The 20,934-nt window shown below is 64.1% G+C and carries 18 protein-coding genes; 8 read left to right on the forward strand and 10 right to left on the reverse strand.

From position 1 onward, the window contains the following. Positions 1 to 165 precede the first annotated feature (165 nt). From FOZ70_RS12715 to hutC, 3 genes are all read left to right on the forward strand, one after another. Complete coding sequence (locus tag FOZ70_RS12715) at positions 166 to 480, forward strand: hypothetical protein (RefSeq protein ID WP_081071587.1); 315 nt, start codon at positions 166 to 168, stop codon at positions 478 to 480. 152 nt (positions 481 to 632) lie between these two features. Further along, positions 633 to 1,760, forward strand: coding sequence for a porin (locus FOZ70_RS12720; RefSeq protein WP_060217920.1), 1,128 nt, complete (start codon positions 633 to 635; stop codon positions 1,758 to 1,760). Between the two features lie 182 nt (positions 1,761 to 1,942). Next, positions 1,943 to 2,638, forward strand: a complete 696-nt coding sequence (hutC, locus tag FOZ70_RS12725; RefSeq protein ID WP_048022472.1) for a histidine utilization repressor — start codon at positions 1,943 to 1,945, stop codon at positions 2,636 to 2,638. Between the two features lie 15 nt (positions 2,639 to 2,653). Here the strand turns inward: hutC and FOZ70_RS12730 are convergent, their stop codons facing one another. Beyond that, positions 2,654 to 3,895 (reverse strand): glycosyltransferase, encoded by a 1,242-nt coding sequence (locus FOZ70_RS12730; RefSeq protein ID WP_219705985.1) that lies wholly within the window; start codon positions 3,893 to 3,895, stop codon positions 2,654 to 2,656. A gap of 94 nt (positions 3,896 to 3,989) precedes the next feature. Between FOZ70_RS12730 and FOZ70_RS12735 the strand changes: the two genes are divergently transcribed. Both FOZ70_RS12735 and FOZ70_RS12740 read left to right on the forward strand, forming a co-directional pair. Further along, the gene (locus FOZ70_RS12735) at positions 3,990 to 4,610 is read left to right on the forward strand and encodes a TetR/AcrR family transcriptional regulator (protein ID WP_060309665.1); all 621 of its coding nucleotides are present in this window, start codon (positions 3,990 to 3,992) and stop codon (positions 4,608 to 4,610) included. 250 nt (positions 4,611 to 4,860) lie between these two features. Further along, the gene (locus FOZ70_RS12740; protein ID WP_021157344.1) at positions 4,861 to 5,214 is read left to right on the forward strand and encodes a hypothetical protein; all 354 of its coding nucleotides are present in this window, start codon (positions 4,861 to 4,863) and stop codon (positions 5,212 to 5,214) included. Positions 5,215 to 5,320: 106 nt separating this feature from the next. Here FOZ70_RS12740 and FOZ70_RS12745 read toward each other — a convergent pair whose 3' ends face one another. The 9 genes from FOZ70_RS12745 to FOZ70_RS12785 form a co-directional block, all read right to left on the reverse strand. Beyond that, positions 5,321 to 6,292 (reverse strand): hypothetical protein, encoded by a 972-nt coding sequence (locus tag FOZ70_RS12745; protein ID WP_219705987.1) that lies wholly within the window; start codon positions 6,290 to 6,292, stop codon positions 5,321 to 5,323. Further along, a complete protein-coding gene (locus FOZ70_RS12750; protein WP_124468644.1) occupies positions 6,279 to 6,881 on the reverse strand; it encodes a hypothetical protein in 603 nt (200 codons plus the stop codon). Before FOZ70_RS12750 ends, FOZ70_RS12745 begins: the two co-directional genes overlap by 14 nt. A 72-nt stretch (positions 6,882 to 6,953) precedes the next feature. Further along, a complete protein-coding gene (locus tag FOZ70_RS12755; protein WP_059622305.1) occupies positions 6,954 to 7,856 on the reverse strand; it encodes a hypothetical protein in 903 nt (300 codons plus the stop codon). Then, complete coding sequence (locus tag FOZ70_RS12760) at positions 7,853 to 8,413, reverse strand: NlpC/P60 family protein (RefSeq protein WP_046549398.1); 561 nt, start codon at positions 8,411 to 8,413, stop codon at positions 7,853 to 7,855. The genes FOZ70_RS12755 and FOZ70_RS12760 overlap by 4 nt, the downstream gene beginning before the upstream one ends. After that, a complete protein-coding gene (locus FOZ70_RS12765; RefSeq protein WP_081057292.1) occupies positions 8,413 to 11,307 on the reverse strand; it encodes a type VI secretion system Vgr family protein in 2,895 nt (964 codons plus the stop codon). The genes FOZ70_RS12760 and FOZ70_RS12765 overlap by 1 nt, the downstream gene beginning before the upstream one ends. Positions 11,308 to 11,744: 437 nt before the next feature. After that, entirely contained in the window at positions 11,745 to 12,590 is an 846-nt protein-coding gene (locus FOZ70_RS12770; RefSeq protein WP_219705988.1) for an alpha/beta hydrolase, read from the reverse strand. A gap of 109 nt (positions 12,591 to 12,699) precedes the next feature. Further along, entirely contained in the window at positions 12,700 to 13,617 is a 918-nt protein-coding gene (locus tag FOZ70_RS12775) for a LysR family transcriptional regulator (protein WP_021157347.1), read from the reverse strand. 185 nt (positions 13,618 to 13,802) lie between these two features. After that, entirely contained in the window at positions 13,803 to 14,048 is a 246-nt protein-coding gene (locus FOZ70_RS12780; protein ID WP_042973317.1) for a DUF3717 domain-containing protein, read from the reverse strand. Between the two features lie 264 nt (positions 14,049 to 14,312). Beyond that, positions 14,313 to 15,848 (reverse strand): amino acid permease, encoded by a 1,536-nt coding sequence (locus FOZ70_RS12785; RefSeq protein ID WP_042973318.1) that lies wholly within the window; start codon positions 15,846 to 15,848, stop codon positions 14,313 to 14,315. Between the two features lie 599 nt (positions 15,849 to 16,447). Here FOZ70_RS12785 and FOZ70_RS12790 point away from each other — a divergent pair. From FOZ70_RS12790 to argG, 3 genes are all read left to right on the forward strand, one after another. Next, the gene (locus FOZ70_RS12790) at positions 16,448 to 17,980 is read left to right on the forward strand and encodes a sensor domain-containing diguanylate cyclase (RefSeq protein ID WP_048022430.1); all 1,533 of its coding nucleotides are present in this window, start codon (positions 16,448 to 16,450) and stop codon (positions 17,978 to 17,980) included. A gap of 164 nt (positions 17,981 to 18,144) precedes the next feature. Then, on the forward strand, positions 18,145 to 19,215 hold the full coding sequence (locus tag FOZ70_RS12795; RefSeq protein WP_021157352.1) for an FUSC family protein: 1,071 nt from the start codon (positions 18,145 to 18,147) through the stop codon (positions 19,213 to 19,215). 328 nt (positions 19,216 to 19,543) lie between these two features. After that, on the forward strand, positions 19,544 to 20,878 hold the full coding sequence (argG, locus tag FOZ70_RS12800) for an argininosuccinate synthase (RefSeq protein WP_021157353.1): 1,335 nt from the start codon (positions 19,544 to 19,546) through the stop codon (positions 20,876 to 20,878). The last annotated feature ends 56 nt before the right edge of the window (positions 20,879 to 20,934 follow it).

A 20,934-nucleotide genomic window follows, 5' to 3' on the forward strand; every position in this document is an offset into this window, starting at 1 on the left:
AAAAAAGCCGTAAAGACGAAAGCCGGCCGACGGGGCATTTTTATGCGTTCTTTTCAGGGCCCGCGCGAGTCTATACACCGTATCGTCACCGCGATTCCTAGAATGGGCGGCATGTTCAGGACGAGATCTCCGCGGTGCGGAGCACGATGTGACCGGGGTGCCAGCATGAAACCGACCAGAACCGAAACCACCGCTTCACGCGATCTGCCGCCCGTTCGTTCGCGGCGCCGGTACCCCGCCGACGAACGCGTGCTGCTGTCGATCCGCGTCGAATCCGACAACCTCGCCGTCGTGCGGCGCCTGCTGCACCAGGCGGTCGGCACCGCGCTCAATTTCTACACGGCCGCGATCGACGAGCGCACCGGGCGCGCCTGCATCGAGCTCGAGGTCGCACGGTCGCAGGCATCGCCGGCCATCCTGTCGATCCTCCGCCTGCTGCCGGCCGCCGAGTTCGGCACGATCCGCCTGTTGCAGCACTAGCGGCGTTCGCCGCGGCCGCGCGTGACACGCGTCACGCGCCGCCTCCCCTTTTCAACGATTCATCGATTCATCGATTCGAACGCGTGTTCCGGTGCGAACGCGCGACGAATCGTCGTTCCCGTCGCGACGGGCCTTTCCAGGAAGCACTCACAATGAAAAAAGCAGTCGTCGGTACCCTTTCCCTCGCATTCTTCGGCGCCGCCGCGCATGCGCAAAGCAGCGTCACGCTCTACGGGATGCTGGATGCGGGCATCGTCTATACGAACAACCAGTCGGGTAAAAGCGCGTGGCAGCAAGGCAGCGGCCTGCTGTCGAATACGGTCTTCGGCCTGAGCGGCAACGAGGATCTCGGCGGCGGCCTGCATGCACTGTTCCGCCTCGAGAACGGCTTCAACCTGAACAACGGCACGCAGTCCTACCGGAACACGATGTTCGGCCGCCGCGCGTACGTCGGCCTGCAGAGCGACCGGTACGGCGTGCTGACGCTCGGCCGCCAATACGATGCCGTGGTCGACTACCTCGGCCCGCTCGCGATGGCGAACAACGGCGACGGCAACAATCTCGCGTCCCATCCGTTCGACAACGACAACATCGACGATTCGTTCTACATCGACAACGCGGTGAAATACACGAGCCCGACGCTCGCCGGCTGGCAGTTCGGCGGCCTGTACGGGTTCAGCAACGCGGCCGGCGGCTTCGCGAACAACCGCGCGTACAGCGCGGGCGTGTCGTATGCGAACGGGCCGGTCAACCTCGGCGCCGCGTACCTGCAGCTCAACCGCGGCGGGCTGACGGCCGGCGGCGCGCTGTCGACGAACGACGGCCCGAACTTCCCGGCCGTGCGCCAGCGCGTGATGGGCGCGGGCGGCAGCTACGCGTTCGACCGGCTGACGGTCGGCGCGCTGTGGACGCACTCGATGTTCGACGAAACGGCCGCGTCGTCGCTGCCCGGCGCGCTGAACGCGCTGCGCTTCGACAACTTCGAGGTCAACGCGCGCTACACGCTGACGCCGGCCGTCTCGCTCGCGGGCGCCTATACGTTCACCGACGGCCGCTACGACGACGCCACCGGCAGCCACCGGCCGAAATGGCACCAGGTGACGCTGATGGCCGACTACGCGCTGAGCAAGCGCACCGACGTATATGCGGAGACGGTCTACCAGCACCAGTTCGGCGTGCCGTCGGGCGCGACGCTCGGCTTCGCGAACGTGACGGGGCTCGCGGCTTCGTCGACCAACACGCAGGTGGTCGCGACGGTCGGCATCCGGCACCGGTTCTGACCGCGCGCGGACTGCCGCGGGCCGGCCGCTCTGTGCAATCCCGCATGGACGCGCGCCGGCCGAACAGGGATCATTCGGGAAATCCGGGCCCGCACGCCCGCGAAACCGGTACACTCGGCGCCGGGCGCGCGCCGGATCGGCATTCGGCGGCGGGCCGCCGCCGACTCTCGAACCGTGATCCCATGACCACACCGATCTATCAGGAAATCAAGGACTTCATCCTCGCGCGCATTCATGCCGGCGAATGGGCGGAAGGCGACCAGGTGCCGTCGGAGAACGAACTCGCGCGCGAATTCAACGTCGCGCGGATGACCGTGAACCGCGCGCTGCGCGAACTGACGGCCGAGCAGGTGCTCACGCGCACGCGCGGCTCCGGCACGTACGTCGCGTCGCCGAAGTACGAATCGACGCTCGTCGCGATCCGCAGCATCTCGGACGAAGTCGCCGCGCGCGGCCACGGCTATCGCGCGCAGGTGCTGCTGGTCGGCGCGGCCGTCGCCGACGCGAAGCTCGCCGACGAACTGCAGCTCGACGCGGGCAGCCCGATCTTCCATTCGCGCGTGCTGCACTTCGAGAACGACACGCCCGTGCAGCTCGAGGAACGCTGGGTCAATCCGGCCTGCGCGCCCGAATACGCGTTGCAGGACTTCACGACGACGACGCCGAACCAGTACCTGACGCGCGTCGCGCCGCTGCAGCGCGTCGAATACCGGATCGAGGCCGCGATGCCCGACGCCGAAACACGCCGCCACCTGACGATGGACGACCGCGAGCCTTGCCTGCTGCTGCATCGGCGCACGTGGTCGCAAGGGATGGTCGCGTCGGTCGCCAACCTGTGGCACCCGGGCAGCCGCTATCGCTTCACCGGGCATTTCTGACGTCGACGCGCGGGCTCAGCGCGCGCCCGGCCGTCCCCAGCGCTCGATCGCGCTGACGGCCAGCGTCAGGCCGTCGTCCTGCGCGATGCGCGCGCCGAGTTCCGTTGCGCGCGCCTTCGTGTCGCCGCGCTCCGCGAACGCAATGGCCCGCGCCAGCGCGGCGGCGTCCACGCGCCGCCCCGCGACCGGCGCATCCGCGACGCCGAGCCGCTGCAGCCGGTTGGCCCAGAAGAACTGATCGCCCGCGAACGGCACGACGACGGACGGAATGCCGGCCCGCGCAGCCGAATGCGTGGTGCCCGACCCGCCATGATGGATCGCCATCGACACACGCGGGAACAGCCGGTCATGCGGCGTATCGCCGATCACATGAACGTGCGCGGGCAGCATCGACGCGTCGATGCCGCTCCAGCCCGGATGGAACAGCGCACGCCGGCCGCCGAGCGCGCGCACGAGCGCATCGACCATCCCGGCGCGATCGAAGCCGGCCATGCTGCCGAAACCGATGTACACGGGGGGATCGCCCGCGTCGAGAAACGCCGCGAGATCGGGCGGCGGTTCCCAGTCACGTGCATCGATTCGCCACTGGCCGCAGGCCAGCGCCTGCGACGGCCAGTCGGCCGGGCCCGACAGCAGTGCCGGCGACACGCCGTACAGCATCGGATGATCGGTCCACACCCGCCTGCGCGGCGGCAACGCGCACACGCTCGCGCGCGCCGCGTTCGTCGACTTCCTGAACGCCCGCCACAACAGCGCGTTCACGAACCGGTGGCTCGTGCGGTTCAGCCAGCGCGGCACCTTCCCCGGCGGCAGGAACGGCGACGCGAATTCCGCGGTGGGCGTAATCGGGATCATGCCGGCGCCGATCGCCGGCACGCCGCGATACTCGGCAACCGACAAGCCGACGAACGATACGAGCCCCGACACGAGGATCGCGTCGCACCCGGCCGACGCCTCCGCGACCTGCCGCATCCACGCGGCCGTGTTCGCGTTGGCGATCGCCGCGAGCGCCTTCGACGTGTCGTTGAAGCCGCCGCGCCCGCGCACCGCATCGGCCAATGCACCCTCCGGCGCAATCGCGCGGCGGATATCGCCGGACAACGCCGCCGACGGCACGCCGAGCATGGCGGCCGAGCCGAGCGTTGCCGCGTCGGCCAGCAGCCGGACGTCATGGCCGGCATCGATCAGCGCACGACCGAGCGCCGCGAGCGGGCGCGTGTCGCCTTCGGTGCCGTAGGTGGCAATGACGAGCTTCATGCGTGACTCCTTGCACCCGACGGAGGCAGGTGGATTCATAAAAATGCACGTCGTATACTAATGCAATTCGTGCACTTTTATCCGATCCCTCGCCATGCCGACTCCGACCGACGATCCGGGCCGCCGCGCGCGCAAGCGCATCCAGATGCTCGCGCATCTCGCCGCCACCGGCGCACGCCTCTTCGACGCGCACGGCTACGAAGCCGTCACGATGGAGCAGATCGCCGCGCAGGCCGATGTCGCGAAGCGCACGCTGTACAACCACTTCGCAACGAAGGAAGCCGTGCTCGCGCACTGGCTCGAAGGCGAACTCGCGCGCGATCTCGCCCATCTGCAGCGCGATGTCGCGCGGCGCAAGACGTTCGTGTCGCGCATCGGCTGTGTGCTCGATGCATCGGCCGCGTGGTGCGAGCAGCATCCCGCGTACCTGCTCGCGTATCTGCGCCATCGCTTCCTGAACATCGGCGTGACCGAACCGGAAAGCGGCAACGAGAACGGCAGCGATATCGCGTTCGTGTGGCAGCAACTGATCGCAGCCGGGCAGCAATCCGGAGAACTGAACGGCACGCTGCGAGCCGACCAGCTCGCGACGTGGTTCCATCACCTGTATCTCGCGGCGATGCTGCGCTGGCTGACCGTGCCGGGGCTGTCGCTGAAACGGGAGTTCCAGGCGGTCGCGAAGCTGTTTGTCGAGGGCGCGGAAGCGAAACGCTGAACGGCGCCGGTGATGCATCGAGCACGACAGAACCGGCCAGCGCAGCGCCTACGGTGAATACGGTGCGATAACCGCGTCGCGCGGCGCATACGCATTTTTACGACGAACACATGCATCGCATGCCAAATTTCCCGCGCGGCAGTATGCTGGCGACGTACGGCTGCGCACGACGCTTCGGGTAATCCCTGTATCGGCACATCGTCGCGCGGCCGTCGCGACCGCAATCATGCGTTGCAAGGAGGGATTCGTGATGGCAACCACGCATCAGCACTTCCACCTGGAACTACGGCACGCCACCGCGCCGACCTATTTCATCAGCTACCTGTTTCCCGCCTTGCTGTTCGTCTACGAGCTGCTGCGCGTGGGCCAATGGATCCGCGATCACGGGATGCAGTTCGGCGCGTTCAAGCAGATGGGTTACGAGTATCTGCTGATGCTGCTGTTCGTCGGGCTGCAGATCTTCGTCGAGGCGATCTTCCTGCTCGGCGCCGCGATGCGCCGCGACAATCGCGACTTCGAGCACCGGCTGCCGAACGTGATTCTCGGCATCGGTCTCTCGATCGCGCTGCTGGCGATCGATCTCGCGATCCAGCTCGCGTTCTGAATGCACGCTGCCCGCTCGGGGGCTCAGGCGCCCGAGCGGTGCAGGAGTTCGCAGACCGCGGCGAGCACGTCGACCGTCCGCCCGCATCGTCGCTCGATGACTTGTGTCAGCGAGTCTTGGACTCGTTCATGACAGGCTTGCTTCTAGAACGCATTTGCCCTTCCAGCCAGTATGGCGGGATACGGGACATCAAGCTGCTCTGCCACGTGAGCGGCGTCCATGTCTTGCCACCATCCTCCGAATACACGATCTCGGGATTGTCCTTGTCCGCCATATGCGCATAATTGGCTGCGAGCCAGACATGGTTCGGATCGGCAACGTACGCACTGACAGCCTGGGAAATCGTATCAGGCAATTGGGTCGTGACCCACGTGATGCCATCAACGGAGCGGATCAACGTTCCCTCGGTCGTGCCCGTTATCCACCAATGTCCGTTCGGTGTCCAACCCAGTTCAAACAGATAATCCGGGTTGCCGAGATCGGTCGATTTTACGGCGCATGTCTCGGGCGAAATACGGACGGCAAGATAACGAGTATCGCCGGCCTGATTGCCGCCCAACGTTACCAGGCCGACCAGCGGCCCGTCCGCATCAACGAAGCGGACGGCACCGCGCAGAAACTCGCTGGCACTTCCGTCTGCCGGATCAAGGCCCAGTTTCCTGACATTGACTTCGCACTCGTGCCCACCACGCCGGACCTTCACCGAATGACGAACATCGTCAGCAGACACGGTGTAATGAGCGCCGAGGACGATGGCTCGTCGATCTGCGTCGGCTTTTACCACACGACCATTGGCGCTATCGATGACCCTGTTGCCGATGTAGAAGCGCCCCTGCGTGTCGGCGCTCACCAATGGCCAATAGTAGCCCGCCGTATCGGTCACGGCGATTTGCCTGTCATCAGCCAAGACGAACCGCAGGTACTCCGAGTACTTCTGGAAAATCGTCAGCCGACCGATCTCCAGCTTGTGTACCGGATTGTCTGCGCCTGAATTCGCCGCATCAGCGACGCTTGCCGCGCCCCCGAATGCAAACAAGGCTGCAGCGAGCGTAGTCTTGATCCATTTAGCGCACTGCATCGGATTCTTCCTTACCCAATTCCGAAAGCCAAAACTTTGAGTTGCCGATAATCGTGCCACTATGACGCGAGGAGCGGGATCTGAAGTTATCGTATATATATTTCGAGTTCGGCCCACCTGCAATGAAAGCCTTCACTGCGTCGATCGATTCCTGCAAATCAGAACACTCGCTCTTCCCCAACGCCTTATACTTCGGATTTCCGGAATTAATGAATTTCGGCCTCGGCTTCGGCTGCAACGAGTCAAATTGACCAGCAGCATTGCAAACCATGGAAAACGTCTTAGCAATATAATCGTTTCTTGGATATCCCTTTCGATTCAATCTGAAATAGAAAACGTTCAACAGAGCCTCTTTCTCGATCCGGCGATCGCTTTCATCGGGCAGTATCCCTGCTCCGCTCGACTCCGCATACAACACCCGGGCCAGGTAATTAAGGTCTGCCCCAGAGAACGTCAGATTTGCCGTACGCGGAGGACTGTTGGCGATCTTGAACGTTTCTTGCTCATCGATCCATTGGGGCTGACAAATATTGACCTCAACGCCTGCCGAATCATTTTTAGGGGTGACCTTTCCTTGTGCCTGGGCCATTGCCTGTTTCTCCTGATGCACTTGCAGAACTGTAAGCCGTTCGTCGTACGATTTTTTGATTTGCAGCGATAGTTAACGTGCCGGGCTCGAAATAACCAGAATCGATAAATTCGCATCCGAATCGTCGATCCGGCCTGTTGCAGGAAGCGACGCACCGTCGCGCGGGGTCAAGCCGCACGTGAGCGACAACAACGGTCGTCCGCCCATCCAGTCGGGGCTTGGCTGCGACAGGCTCACTTTGACCGGCGCCCTGTTTATGAAGGAAACGGGCACCACGTATCGCTGAACCAGAATCTGTCCGGATCCCGCATCCATCGCGTGCAGCCTTTGTGTCACTTGCGCGACGTCGCCGCAGTGCTGCTCGACGAGACGGGCAAAACGCGCACTCGTCACCTCATCGAGACTGAACTGCGGCAGTGCCTGATAGCGGATGGTCAATACGCCCGTCGAATCAGCCGGCACTGGAATGACCCAGGAGTACGACACGAAACCTTCCCAATCGCGGCCATCGCTCAGTTTCATTCCCAACTGAGGTTTAATTCGAGCAACTTTCGCGAGATCGCTCTCTTCACTCGGAAGCGGATCCAGGCCTGCCGCCCTTACCTCGCCTGTCACGTCCTTGCCGAGAAAAAACGCGCGCCGCCCAGTGACGAGCGGAATCGCTTTTCCGTCGAAGGTCACCTTCAAATCAGAAAAGCTTTTGTCATAATTCTCCTCGCCAGCGCCAAGACGGTGAAACAGTGGTGTGTATGCGTAATACCCCCTCTTCACCAAAGCATGCGTTTCATTACTCAATCGTGCGGAAACGGTGACTGTTTTCCCATCCAGCGACACCTCGACGTCAGATGGCCGGGCGTTGCCCTGTATCGCGCCGATCGTCAGCGGCACCGCATCTTCGAACTCGAAGGCCTGTGTGCATGTGGCCGCCATCGTCATAATCGCCCCGATCAAAAATCGCTTCGCACTCTTCATCATTTGCAATCGTCGGCAGACGGTAGGATGTAGTATCGATACACCGTGTACGGATCGCTCCGAAATACTTCGATGTTGTACGGCCCGTATGGGTGGTGAGTCCGGCCATTGAACGCAGTGTACATGTTGTTGTACTTTTTCTGCCCGCGCTTGTACAGGTTTCCGTCATATTTCGGGCTGTCGGGCGTAAACGGCGCATAGATTGCCATATGGCCATCCCAGAGCAACACGTCTCCCGCCTGCAACTTCTGTTTCGCCGGATCAATTTTACGAAAGCGATTCGTGGTTCGCGCAAAAGCCGCAAATGACGCAGTCGTCTGATATGGATAGGGAAATCCGGCCTCCACATAAATCTTGTTCGTCGACCCCGAACAGTCTCCGAGAACGGACTTTTCCGACGCAGCGCCAACCATGCGATATGGCGTACCTTCCCATGTGGCCGCCACGTTCACGACTTTCCAACCTTCGTCTTCGGTGATGAATCTGCCAGCCGTGCAATCCTTGCCCGCTGTGATGGTCGTATCACTCGTCGCGGATGAGCTCAATGTAACTGGATCCATTAGTTCACTCCGGTGTCTGCGGGATAGTCATCATGATTGCCGGGCCTATAGAGCAAATCCACTTTTACGATCTTTTCGCTGGTAAACAATGAGGTTTTGCCTTCGTCATCGGTCATGCCCTCGATGAGGCGACCGTCCTCCGCACGTATCTGATAGGGCATGTTCGCGATCGGCTCGCCAAAAGCATCTCGCACGACGAAATGCTCGTCGTAGACGTCATCCACGATTTCAAAGTGGACGGGCTGTCCGACGTAGCCTTCCACGACTTGCGTTTTTCCGCTCGCATCGGTCGTGCCTTCGATTACGTCATCGCCGATCGACATTCGGTATTTCTGATTCGGGACGGGCTTACCGTCATGCGATCGAAGCACAAAGTGCTGGTCGCCGGATTCCTGCTTCGTTATTGGCATGACAGGCAGGGGCACCGTTGCGCTTGCTGCGCCAGTCTTTTCCCACGATGCACACTTCTCCAGGATCTGCCCGGGCGTGCCGTTTTCGATCCCGCTACCGCTGATCTTGATGTATGAGCCGCCCGCTCCGACCCAGATCTCCTTTTCAGCTGACAGCACTACTCTTCCATTGCTGCTTGTGATTGTGACGTCCTTGAGGGCGGCGAGTGCCATGGCATTTCCTTGCGCCTGGAGTTCCACCTTCCCGTGGGCCGCAAACAGCTTCATGCCAGCGTTCTGAACAAAGATACTGAGCTTTTCACCGATGGTCGCAAGCAGGGATTTGCCGGCCACAACGTGCGTACTTTCGCCGCTGACGAGGTTAACGTGCTGATCTGCTGCAACTTGCGTTGACTGTTGAGTGGACAACGCAATGCCCGCCGGGCTCGCCATCAGCAATATCGGCTTCGAGAATCCATTTGCATTGCCCATTCCGCCACCCGCAGTTCGACCGCCCGTCGAAGCGCCGGCGGTATTCTGCTCCATCGCAGCACTGAAGGCCTTGAGCGCACCATACCCCTCTTTCGTGCCTTCCGCGCGAGCCTGGACACTGGCATCCGATAAAGTCTCCATCAGACTCTCGGCGTTCACGAGTTGTCCTCGCGATTCGCCTGCATCCAATGCCTGGCTGCTCATTTCCTTCGAGTGTGTGCTCACGTAAAGCCCACGATTCGCTCGCACAGCACCGTAATGGTCCGTCTTCAAGTCAAAGCCGCTGCCGAGATACGAGCCGCGCATATTGCCGCTCTGCTCAACTAGGTACCCGAGATGCAACAGGCTGTTGCCGGTGCTGCTCATCAGCCGAACGCGGTTTTGTCCAGTAGCGTCGTCCAACGCTAGTTCGTTAAAGCCGGCCCCGGCGTATTCCTTAGTCCGGTAACCCGACAGAATGCCGTTGCTGTGCCACTGAGGCCGGACGGCGCCATTGAATACGCGATGCAAAACAATTGGGCGATCACAGTCCCCCCCGACATGCCCTACGATGACCTCTTCGCCGACACGCGGAACGTGAATACCGCCGTACCCTCCGCCTGTATCCGATTGCGCAACGCGCACCCAGCAAGAGGCCTTCTCGTCGCCAGGGTTGAGACGATCCCAAATGAACCGGATCTTGATCCGGTTGAGCGCATCCGTATAAACCTCTTCACCCTTTGGTCCAACCACCATCGCCGTCTCCAGATGCATCACCGGCTTCGTGTGCTCAAACGGACTGCGGTACGGGACCGTGACACGCTGCGCTTCGACCTGTACTAGGAAGAAACCTTCGCTGCCGTCGGAATGGCGAATCGTGAGCGACGCGTCGCCCGAGTAGCCGGCCATGGCTTCATCGACCCGCCCCTTCAGGCTATGCGGAAAGTTCTTTTCTTGTCCGGAAAGCGGCAGATTATTCTCGATATACCGGGAAACCTTGATCGCAGCGAATTCCCGTTGGCTCTCCGAATCGCTGTCGTGCTCGGGGTGATTCTCCAGACGGAAACGAAGCCCAGCATCAATGCCACGGACACCGCCCGCGCCATGGAAGCGCTTTGCGCGCGATTCCCATTCTTCAAGATGGATTTGGGTCAAATGATCGCCACGATCCTGATCCGAATAGGTGTACGCGCCCGTGTACGAATAGATCTCGAGCTGGCTGGGCAAGTCGCCTTGATCCAGCCGCGACGGCAACGACGTGCCTTTCGGGCTGAACGACGACGCGGGGGCCTTGTAGTCGAATGTTCGGGTCGTGTAGGTCACGCTTTGCAGCGTGCGCGATCCGGACCACTGGGTGAACGCGTTGGCCTCGCTATTCGCGCCTGAGCGGTAGAACCGCACGGTCTCCGGAGACATCTTGTCCAGATTGTGGATATCGTCGACGATCACGAACGTATGCGACTTGCCGTCGTTCGCCTGTCGCCAGAAGCCGTACAACCCCTCGGACTCCAGCAGCCGATGCACGAAATTCCAGTCCGTTTCGCTTTGCCGGCAATATGAGCGCGATGGCAGCGGCTTGGACAACACGAACTGGAATTGCCCTTGCGCCTGAGGATGCGCGTTGAACACATCCGTGACGATCTCGTCGACCGGTTTGTCCTGCCAATGCCGCATATCACTGCGGAACTTCAGGAAATGCATCCACGACGCGAAACTCAACTGATAGGCAGTCAAGCCGCCATCGGCGCCCAATCGGCGGGCCGTATGGATATAGCCGTTGATCGGCAGATAAGATTTGTCCTCTTGCTGAATCCACAACGTCATCTGTTGTGCGATAAGCGTCTTCAGTTCGATGTCGCCAGCCGTTGATACCATGTCAAGCTCGACGGCGAAATCCCGGCCTAATTCGACATGGGTAACCGCCCTGCGGGGTAATAACGTATTGCTGGGTAGACTCGGAATTTCAGATTTCAGCAGCCGGTCTTGCTGAATCAGGCCACCGCGAATGGCCTGTGCCAGTTCGATCATGTTCATGCGTCACTCGTTCGACATTCTTATTGGATACGCCCGCGCCCATGCCCGCACTTTGCTGCGAACAAATGGTTCCCCGACCTCACGTGCCGCCACAGAACCACCCCGGAAAGACTGGGAATTTACTACATGTTGATTCTTAAAGAAACGCTCGAGCGACATCTCCGGCCCATTTCCATTAGAGATCTAGCCCTAACTGCTCACAGCAAGGTAAAAACACCATCCGCTCAATATCGATTCAGAAAAAATACCGACACAGTGCGGTCACATACTCAACTCGGCGTCCGTGAGGTCGCCATTTCTTGTTTCAACCCGATGGTTGTCGTCTTATGCAGTCCCCCTCGTCGGTCTCGCGCGGGTCAACTGCACAGGCGCGAACGATTCCTCTGTTTTCAGGCCAGGACGGCGGATCAACAACTCATCGCACGACCATCCTGCGCTCACACCCCATGCCGCGTCAGGAAATCCTTCACCGCGTCGAGCACGTCGTCGGTCCGCTCGCGGTGCGGCATGTGCCCGCACCGGCCGAGCAACAGATAAGACGACGGCCCCGCGACGCGCGCGGCGATCCGCTTCGGATGCACGTCGGACCCGTATTCGTCGTCTTCGCCGTGAATCGCGAGCGTCGCGCATTGCACGCGCGGCAAATCCGCGTCGAGACTCCAGTCGCGAAACGCCGGCGACAGCCACGTGTCGACCCACGCGCGCAGCACCCATTCGGCCTTGTCGCCGTGATAACGCGCGAGCCGGTCGAGCTGGCCCGGTTCGTCGAACTGCTGCCCCGCATCGCGAATGCCGGCCAGCGTGCGATCCTCGACGAATGCCTGCGCGGCGATCGTCACGAGCGCACGGCAACGCGCCGGATAAGCGGCGGCACACCCGACCGCCATCCCGCCGCCGACGCTGTGCCCCAACGCGACGAACGCGTCGACATCGAGTTGGTCGAGCAATGCGGCGAACGCATGGTCGGCCTCGTCGCGCACGAACGTCGTGCCGAGTTTCCCCGGGTACCGGTCCGAGCGGCCGAAACCGAGGCGGTCGTAGGCGATCACGTCGCGCTGCGTGACGCTCGCGAGCTGCGCGGGGAAGTCGCGCCACAGGTCGACGCAGCCGAGCGAATCGTGCAGCAGCACGATCGGCGCGGCCGGCTTAGGTGCGGCCGGCTCAGGCGCGGCCGGCTCGCCCGCACCCGCTGCCCGTTGCGCCGGGCCACCGCGCCAGCGTTTCACGAAGAGGCGCCCTTGCGGCGTCTCGACGGTTGTCTCCTCGATCGGAATGTCGGTCATGTGCCTGTCGTCTGCATGAAAGCGGCCGCGCCTCGGCGGCCTTGCCGGATCCGGCGATGTTGGCCCGCGCCCGCGCCCAGCGTCAAGCAAGCCCCCACCGCCCGCGCGTTCATTCGGGCTGCGGCGGCAGATACTCCATCTGCGCCTCGTCGTACAGCCGGTAGATCAGCGCCTGCATCGCGCGGATGTCCTCCGATTCGTCGAGCATCCGCATGCTCATGATGATCGGCGACACGAGGTTCGGATCGTCGAGCGGCTTGTAGCTGATGTCGTCGCGCTTCAGCCCGTACACGCTGTGCGGCACCACCGACACGCCCTCGCCCATCGCGACGAGGCCGAGCGCGATCTGCAGTTCGCGCGTCTCGTAGATCTTGCGCGGCTGCAGCGCGCGATCGTGAAAGGCCGCGAGCACCTGGTCCGCATAACTCGGGCGCGGCGCCTTCGGAAAGATGATCAGCGTGTCGTTGACGAGATCGTGCAGCGACAGCACGGGCTTCGCGCTGTCGAGCACATGGCCGACCGGCAGCGCGACGATCATCCGCTCCTCGCGCAGCACGACGCGCCGCACGCTCGGGTCCTCGTGGCGGATGCGCCCGAACCCGACGTCGATGCGCCCTTCCTTCAGCGCCTTGATCTGGTCCATCGTCGACATCTCGTGCAGGCTCAGCTCGACGGCCGGATACTCGCTGCGAAAGCGCCGGATGATCTTCGGCAGCATCCCGTACAGCGTCGAGCCGACGAAGCCGACCGACATGCTGCGTTCGATCTTGCCGACCCGCTTCGTCATCGATTCGAGCTCGGTCGTCTGGGCGAGCAGCTGCACCGCGTGCGAATAGAAGAAGCGCCCCGCGTCGGTCAGCTTCAGCGGCCGCGCGTTGCGCTCGAACAGCGGCACGCCGAGCGCTTCCTCGAGCTGCTGGATCTGCCGGCTCAGCGGCGGCTGCGCGATATGCAGCCGTTCGGCCGCCCGCGTGAAATTCCGCTCTTCGGCAACCGCGACGAAGTAGCGGAGGTGTCTCAACTCCATGTTCGATGTCTCCCGGACAGCGATCCGGCGGTCAACCCCGGCCGGACGATGTCGTCACGATACCGCAGGCGGCGCAATCCGCCACGCACTGCCCCCGCCCGGCGCCGCCCAAAGCAAAACGGGAAGCCCGCGAGCTTCCCGTTGCCTGATCGACGCCGCGGCATGGCGACGTCACGCGCCGTCCGTCACACCTCGGTCGCGTAGAGCGCGTCGCGCTGTGCGTCGCTCAGCGAGTCGAGCGGCACGTCCGGCAGCTGGTAGCAGATCATCGTGCCGTACAGTTCCGCGAGGCAATTGCTGCCGGCGTCGAGCGCGTAGCCGTCCTCGCCGTCGGGGGCCGGCGGGTACACTTCGCGCCACGCGTTGATCGCGGCTTCGATTCGCACGATGGAAACGGGTCCGGCCTTCCGCTCGGCGGGTGATGCGCTCATGGATTCCTCTGGGTTGCGCGCTCCGCGGGCCGTATCGGCCCGGATGGAACGATGAAAACGCCGGGCATCTCGCCGGCCGCCGCACCGCGCGCGCGCCGGATACCGATCCGCGCTGCGCGCCCCGCGCCGGCCGGGCCATGGCCCGGTAGGGTCGGGCAATATAACCGGCTTTGACCCCGTGCAGGCAAAAGCCGGGCAAAAAAAACGGGAAGCGCGCGGCTTCCCGTTTCATCGCATGCCGCGCGGCTGTACGCCGCGCCCGCGTCAGCCCGCGGTTTCGCGGTTCGCCACCGGCTGCCGCTGCGCGCCGCGGCTCGCGGCGATCCACGGCGCGATTTCCATGTCCTCGTAGCGCACGAAACGGCTTTTCTTCAGGAACCGGAAGCCGAGCCACACGACGAGGAACAGCGGAATGCCGACATAGGTCGCGGCCACGCCGGCCCAGTCGATCCGGTTCGCGAGGAACGCCTGATAGTCCTGCCCGAGCGCGATCACGAGGCACAGCACGAACGCGAACAGCGGGCCGAACGGGAACCACTTCGACTGGTACGGCAGCTGGTCGAGCGCGTAGCCCTGCTTCACGTAGCCCTTGCGGAACCGGTAGTGGCTGACCGCGATGCCGAGCCATGCGATGAAGCCCGTCATCCCCGACGTGTTCAGCAGCCACAGGTACACGGTCTTGTCGCCGTACAGCGACGTGAAGAAGCACAGCGCGCCGACGGCCGTCGTCGCGTACAGCGCGTTGCGCGGCACACCGCCGCGCGACAGCTTCGCGAAGATCCTCGGCGCACGGCCTTCGGTCGCGAGGTTGTAGAGCATCCGCGTGGACGCGTACATGCCCGAATTGCCGGCCGACAGCACGGCCGTGAGGATCACCGCGTTCATCACGCCGGCCGCGAATGCGAGGCCCGCGTGGCGGAACACGAGCGTGAACGGGCTCACGCCGATGTCGGTCACGTCCGTCTTCAGCAGGTTCGGGTCGGTGTAGGGAATCAGCACGCCGATCACGAAGATCGCGAACACGTAGAACAGCAGGATCCGCCAGAACACCTGGCGCACCGCGCGCGGGATCGTCGTGCGCGGGTTTTCCGATTCGCCGGCCGCGACGCCGATCAGCTCGGTGCCCTGGAACGAGAAGCCGGCGATCATCGCGACGCCCATCAACGCCGGCAGGCCGCCCGCGAACGGGGCGTCGCCGATCGTCAGGTTGCCCCAGCCGTTGCTCGGCGCGCCCTTCAGAATGCCGAAGATCATCAGCAGGCCGACGCCGATGAACGCGACCACCGTGACGACCTTGATCAGCGCGAACCAGTATTCGGCCTCCCCGAAGCCGCGCACGGTCAGCGCGTTGAGCAGGAACATCACGCCGAGGAACGCCGCGCTCCACCACACGCCGGGCACGTCCGGAAACCAGTAATGCATCACGAGCTGCGCGGCGACGAGCTCCACCGCGATCGTCACCGCCCAGTTGTACCAGTAGTTCCAGCCGAGCGCGAAACCGAAGCCCTCGTCCACGTATTTCGCGCCGTAGGTCGCGAACGAGCCCGACACCGGCATGAACGCGGCCATTTCGCCGAGGCTCGTCATCAGGAAGTAGACCATCAGGCCGATCAGCATGTACGCGACCATCGCGCCGCCGGGGCCGGCCTGCGAGATCGACGCGCCGGACGCGACGAACAGGCCCGTGCCGATCGAGCCGCCGATGGCGATCATCGTCAGGTGGCGCGCCTTCAGCGCGCGATGAAGCTTGGGTGGGTTCGCGGACGAACCGGGTTGGTCGGATTTCGGAAGTGCGGACATAAACGAGACGAACGTTGAGCGGGCCGGCATCCGTAGCCGGCGCATGCGGAATCGGAGCGCGGGGCGCGTCCTGCGATGCATTCGATGCGGCCCCGATACGCGTTGCGCGGCGGGCGCCTGCGGCGAAGCGCGGATTCTACCTGATTCGTCACGGGGGGAGCTCAGGTGCCGCCGCCCGCGGCCGCTCCGGAGATTTCGCAGAATCAAGGGGTTGGCCGCGTCGCGACCGGGCCGGCCCGGCCGTCGCCGCGCGCCGGTGCAAAAAACCATGCGCGCGGGGTGGTCATCCGGTTTTCCGCTGCCACGGTGTTTCTCCGCCACCTTGTCGCAATCCGCCAGCTACCGCGGCGGCACACATAATCGCCGGGTAATCACGGGATTATTCAGACAAAATGACCGATATCGGCAATTGATTCAAATCAAATCACCCGCACCTAAAGCGGTAACGATGCGTAACCGTTTCAAATCGCCGCCCGGGCATGCATCTTTTGCATGCGCACACGAATGCCGCGAATTCGCGAGATAATGCGGCCCGATTCGAAATCAACAGCGAGCGGAATCGCCAACGACGCGATATCCGCCGCCCGCCGCCCTCGAGGATGAAGTCATTCACGCTGCCCGCCACGCTGCGCCGCCATACGGCGTCGATCGTGGCACGCATTCTGTCGCCCCGCGGCGTGCTCGTTGCGGGGATTTTGCTGCTGATGTTCAGCTGGGGGCTTTCCACGGCGCTTTTAATCGAGGCGCGACGCGATGCATATGACCATGCGGTCGAAAATGCACGCAACCTGATGCTGCTGATCGAACGCGATATCGCGCGCAATATCGAGCTCTACGATTTGTCGCTACAGAACGTCCTCGACGGCGTGGCCGATCCGGAACTGACCACATTGCCGCCCCGCCAGCGCCATCGGCTGCTGTTCGACCGCGCCGCCACCGGCGAATATCTCGGGTCGCTGTTCGTGATGGATGCGCACGGCAATATCGTGATCGATTCGAGCGCATCGCCCGCGCGGCAAGGCAACTTTGCGGATCGCGACTATTTCGCCGTGCACCGCAACGATGTCGCGCAGGGCCTCTATATCAGCCGGCCGTACGCATCCCGGCTGCGCGGCGGCGCGCTGACGATCGCGCTCAGCCGCCGGATCACGCTGCCCGACGGCTCGTTCGGCGGCATCGTCGTCGGCACGCTCAGCATCGACTACTTCCGCGCGCTGCTCGACGGCCTCGCGGTCGGCAAGCACGGGAGCGCGGCCATCGCCGAGCTCAACGGCACGCTCGTGAGCCGCCTGCCCTACGACGCGCGCGTGGTCGGCATCGACCTGCGCGGGTCGCCGCTGTTCATCGAGGCGCTGCGCAGGCGGGAAGGCGTGCTGTCGGGCGTCGGCAGCATCGACGGCGTGCGGCGCGTCTATGTTTACAAGCATCTTGCCGGCCTGCCGCTGATCGTCGACGTCGCGCCCGCCGAGGTCGACATCTACGCGTCGTGGCACCACCGCGCGATCTGGACCGTCGTGCTGATGTGCCTGTTCACCGGGTTCATCGCGTGGGGGTCGCTGGCGCTGTCGCGCGAACTGAAGCGCAGGCAGGTCGCCGAATCGAAGCTGTACCGGCTCGCGCACACCGATGCGCTGACGGGCCTCGACAACCGCGGCACGTTCGACACGGTGCTCACGAAGGAGGCGCAGCGTGCGTCACGCAGCGGCCGCCCGCTGTCGGTGCTGTTCGTCGACGTCGATCACTTCAAGGCGTTCAACGACTACTACGGCCATCCGGCCGGCGACGACGTGCTGCGGCGCGTCGCGCAAACCGCGTCGCGCTGCCTGCGTCGCGACAGCGATCACGTCGCGCGCTACGGCGGCGAGGAATTCGTCGTCACGCTGCCCGACACCGATGCGCAAGGCGCGGTGACCGTCGCCGAAGGTATCCGGCGCGCGATCGCGGAGCTCGGCATCGAGCACGTGAAAAGCCCGTACGGACGTGTCACGGCGAGCATCGGCGCGGCGACCGCGGCCGACGGCCGCCTGAATGCCGCGACGCTGCTGCAGCGTGCCGACGAGGCGCTGTACCGGGCGAAGTCCGGCGGACGCAACCGCGTGCTGGAAGCGCAGCCGGGCACCGCGGACGCATGACAGCGCGCTGACGTGACGCGAAGCCGCGCGGCGGCCGGCCCCGCCGGACGACCGCGCCCGTGGACAGCCCTGCCGCGTTCGGCTAGCGTTACGTCTGCTGCGCACGCGGCGCGGCGCCTGCCCGCGCAGGCCGCGATGCGCGTTCCGGCCACTCCAGCTCCGCCATGACCACCCCGTTCCCTGCCCGGCTGCCGCCGCTCCTGCGCAACGCGCTCCGCCCGCTGCTCGACCCGTACCGCCGCTACCGGCACGCGAAGCTGATCCATGCGGCGCGCGTCGCGCTCGCGATTCTCGTGTCGATCGCGCTGTCCACCGGCCTGAACGTGCCGCACGGCGAATGGTCGACGATTACCGTGCTGATCGTCGTCGGCGGGCTGCAGCATCACGGCAACATCCGCAAGAAGGCGGCCGAGCGCGCGCTCGGCACGTCGATCGGCGCGCTCGCGGGGCTCGGGCTGATCCTGCTGTATTCCGCCGCGCACGCGCCGATCGCGATCTACCTGCTGATGGCGCTCGCGTGCGGCGTCTGCGCGTATCACGCGATCGGCAAGGCCGGCTACATCGCGCTGCTGTCGGCGATCACGATGGTGATCGTCGCCGGGCACGGCGACAACGAGATCGTCGACGGCCTGTGGCGCGCGGTGAACGTGCTGATCGGCATCGCGATCGCGCTGGCGTTCTCGTTCGCGCTGCCGCTCTATGCGACCTATTCGTGGCGCTACAAGCTCGCCGACGCGCTGCGCGCGTGCGCGGCCGTGCATGCGCGGGTCGCGGGCGACCGCCAGGTGAGCGACGACGCGCACCTGAAGGAAATGGCCGCGCTGAGCGCGCTGCTCGTGCAGTTGCGCTCGCTGATGCCGTCGGTGTCGAAGGAATGCGAGACGTCGATGACGCAGCTCGAGGCGATCCAGCGCAGCCTGCGCCTGTGCATCGGCTACCTGGAGATCCTGTCGAGCGCGGTGCCGGCCCGCGACGACCTCGCGGCCCGCGAATACATGCGCGTCGACATGAAGGCCGTGAACCGGCGCATCCGCGATACGCTGGTGGGCGCGAGCCGCGCGCTCAAGTTCGGCACGCCGAGCCGGCTCGCGCCGCGCCGCCGGCCGGCCGAGCCAGCGCACGACGCACCGCCGCCGCAGCTGTCCGGCTACGTGTCGATCACGGCCAAGCTGGCCGGCGAAGTCGACCAGTTGCGCGAGAAGCTGCTCGATACCGCCCAGTCGTGGAATATCTGACGCTCGCGGGCATCCGGGCTTTACGCCGGCGTCTTTCATATTCCTTTCGACGCGACACACCGGCATCCCGACCGCCGCAGCCCGGCCATCCGGCCGATCCGGCCCCGGAAACACGGCCGGCGTCCGCGCTCATCGGCGCCTGATTTGCCGCGATTTCGCGCCGTCCCGGGCGGCGTTCTCCACCCGGTTAACCGCCCGTCAGGCCCGCCGCGACAGGCCCGGCGACGGTTCCGGACAAAAATCAACCCTTGCCCCAACCTCCCGGACAGCCGATACTCGCATATTCCGCGAAATACGATCCCACCGGCTTCAATCCACGGTAATTCCTATGAGCACGATTCTCGAAAGCCTCCCGACCGGCCAGAAGGTCGGTATCGCCTTCTCCGGCGGCCTGGACACCAGCGCAGCGCTGCACTGGATGAAACTCAAGGGCGCCGTCCCGTACGCATACACGGCGAACCTCGGCCAGCCCGACGAAGACGATTACGACGCGATCCCGAAACGCGCGATCGAATACGGCGCAGCCGGCGCCCGCCTGATCGACTGCCGCGCGCAGCTCGTCGCAGAAGGCATCGCGGCGCTGCAAAGCGGTGCGTTCCACATCACGACGGCCGGCGTCACGTACTTCAACACCACGCCGATCGGCCGCGCCGTGACGGGCACGATGCTCGTCGCCGCGATGAAGGAAGACGGCGTCAACATCTGGGGCGACGGCAGCACGTACAAGGGCAACGACATCGAGCGCTTCTACCGCTACGGCCTGCTCGTGAACCCGGATCTGAAGATCTACAAGCCGTGGCTCGACCAGACGTTCATCGACGAGCTCGGCGGCCGTGCCGAAATGTCCGAGTTCATGAACCAGGCCGGTTTCGCGTACAAGATGTCGGCCGAGAAGGCCTACTCGACCGATTCGAACCTGCTCGGCGCGACGCACGAAGCGAAGGATCTCGAAAGCCTCGAGAGCGGCATCAAGATCGTGAACCCGATCATGGGCGTCGCGTTCTGGCGCGACGACGTGAAGATCGCCGCGGAAGAAGTGACGGTGCGCTTCGAAGCCGGCCAGCCGGTCGCGCTGAACGGCGTCGAGTTCACCGACCCGGTCGAGCTGCTGCTGGAAGCGAACCGCATCGGCGGCCGTCACGGCCTCGGCATGAGCGACCAGATCGAAAACCGGATCATCGAGGCGAAGAGCCGCGGCATCTACGAAGCCCCGGGCCTCGCGCTGCTGTACATCGCGTACGAGCGTCTCGTCACCGGCATCCACAACGAAGACACGATCGAGCAGTACCGCGAGAACGGCCGCCGTCTCGGCCGCCTGCTGTACCAGGGCCGCTGGTTCGACCCGCAGGCGATCATGCTGCGTGAAACGGCCCAGCGCTGGGTCGCGCGCGCGATCACCGGCGAAGTGAAGATCGAACTGCGCCGCGGCAACGACTACTCGATCCTGAGCACGAAGTCGCCGAACCTCACGTACCAGCCGGAACGCCTGTCGATGGAGAAGGTGGCATCGACGTTCTCGCCGCGCGACCGGATCGGCCAGCTGACGATGCGCAACCTCGACATCACCGATACGCGCGACAAGCTGCGCGTGTATTCGCAAGTCGGGCTGCTGACGCCGGGCGAAGCATCGGCGCTGCCGCAGATCAAGGGCGACGACAAGTAAGTCGCGTCGCTCGACGCCGTGCCGCATCGCTGGATGCGGCACGGCCGGGCAGGCTG

Origin of the sequence: Burkholderia sp. COPS, assembly GCF_019425585.1 — a bacterium.
Lineage (GTDB): Bacteria > Pseudomonadota > Gammaproteobacteria > Burkholderiales > Burkholderiaceae > Burkholderia > Burkholderia cepacia.

What these genes read in the sequence shown, in the direction of transcription:
- FOZ70_RS12715 (WP_081071587.1), top strand. Translation starts at nt 166, where the DNA reads ATGAAACCGACCAGAACCGAAACCACCGCTTCACGCGATCTGCCGCCC.
- FOZ70_RS12720 (WP_060217920.1), top strand. Translation starts at nt 633, where the DNA reads ATGAAAAAAGCAGTCGTCGGTACCCTTTCCCTCGCATTCTTCGGCGCC.
- hutC (WP_048022472.1), top strand. Translation starts at nt 1,943, where the DNA reads ATGACCACACCGATCTATCAGGAAATCAAGGACTTCATCCTCGCGCGC.
- FOZ70_RS12730 (WP_219705985.1), bottom strand. Translation starts at nt 3,895, where the DNA reads ATGAAGCTCGTCATTGCCACCTACGGCACCGAAGGCGACACGCGCCCG.
- FOZ70_RS12735 (WP_060309665.1), top strand. Translation starts at nt 3,990, where the DNA reads ATGCCGACTCCGACCGACGATCCGGGCCGCCGCGCGCGCAAGCGCATC.
- FOZ70_RS12740 (WP_021157344.1), top strand. Translation starts at nt 4,861, where the DNA reads ATGGCAACCACGCATCAGCACTTCCACCTGGAACTACGGCACGCCACC.
- FOZ70_RS12745 (WP_219705987.1), bottom strand. Translation starts at nt 6,292, where the DNA reads ATGCAGTGCGCTAAATGGATCAAGACTACGCTCGCTGCAGCCTTGTTT.
- FOZ70_RS12750 (WP_124468644.1), bottom strand. Translation starts at nt 6,881, where the DNA reads ATGGCCCAGGCACAAGGAAAGGTCACCCCTAAAAATGATTCGGCAGGC.
- FOZ70_RS12755 (WP_059622305.1), bottom strand. Translation starts at nt 7,856, where the DNA reads ATGATGAAGAGTGCGAAGCGATTTTTGATCGGGGCGATTATGACGATG.
- FOZ70_RS12760 (WP_046549398.1), bottom strand. Translation starts at nt 8,413, where the DNA reads ATGGATCCAGTTACATTGAGCTCATCCGCGACGAGTGATACGACCATC.
- FOZ70_RS12765 (WP_081057292.1), bottom strand. Translation starts at nt 11,307, where the DNA reads ATGAACATGATCGAACTGGCACAGGCCATTCGCGGTGGCCTGATTCAG.
- FOZ70_RS12770 (WP_219705988.1), bottom strand. Translation starts at nt 12,590, where the DNA reads ATGACCGACATTCCGATCGAGGAGACAACCGTCGAGACGCCGCAAGGG.
- FOZ70_RS12775 (WP_021157347.1), bottom strand. Translation starts at nt 13,617, where the DNA reads ATGGAGTTGAGACACCTCCGCTACTTCGTCGCGGTTGCCGAAGAGCGG.
- FOZ70_RS12780 (WP_042973317.1), bottom strand. Translation starts at nt 14,048, where the DNA reads ATGAGCGCATCACCCGCCGAGCGGAAGGCCGGACCCGTTTCCATCGTG.
- FOZ70_RS12785 (WP_042973318.1), bottom strand. Translation starts at nt 15,848, where the DNA reads ATGTCCGCACTTCCGAAATCCGACCAACCCGGTTCGTCCGCGAACCCA.
- FOZ70_RS12790 (WP_048022430.1), top strand. Translation starts at nt 16,448, where the DNA reads ATGAAGTCATTCACGCTGCCCGCCACGCTGCGCCGCCATACGGCGTCG.
- FOZ70_RS12795 (WP_021157352.1), top strand. Translation starts at nt 18,145, where the DNA reads ATGACCACCCCGTTCCCTGCCCGGCTGCCGCCGCTCCTGCGCAACGCG.
- argG (WP_021157353.1), top strand. Translation starts at nt 19,544, where the DNA reads ATGAGCACGATTCTCGAAAGCCTCCCGACCGGCCAGAAGGTCGGTATC.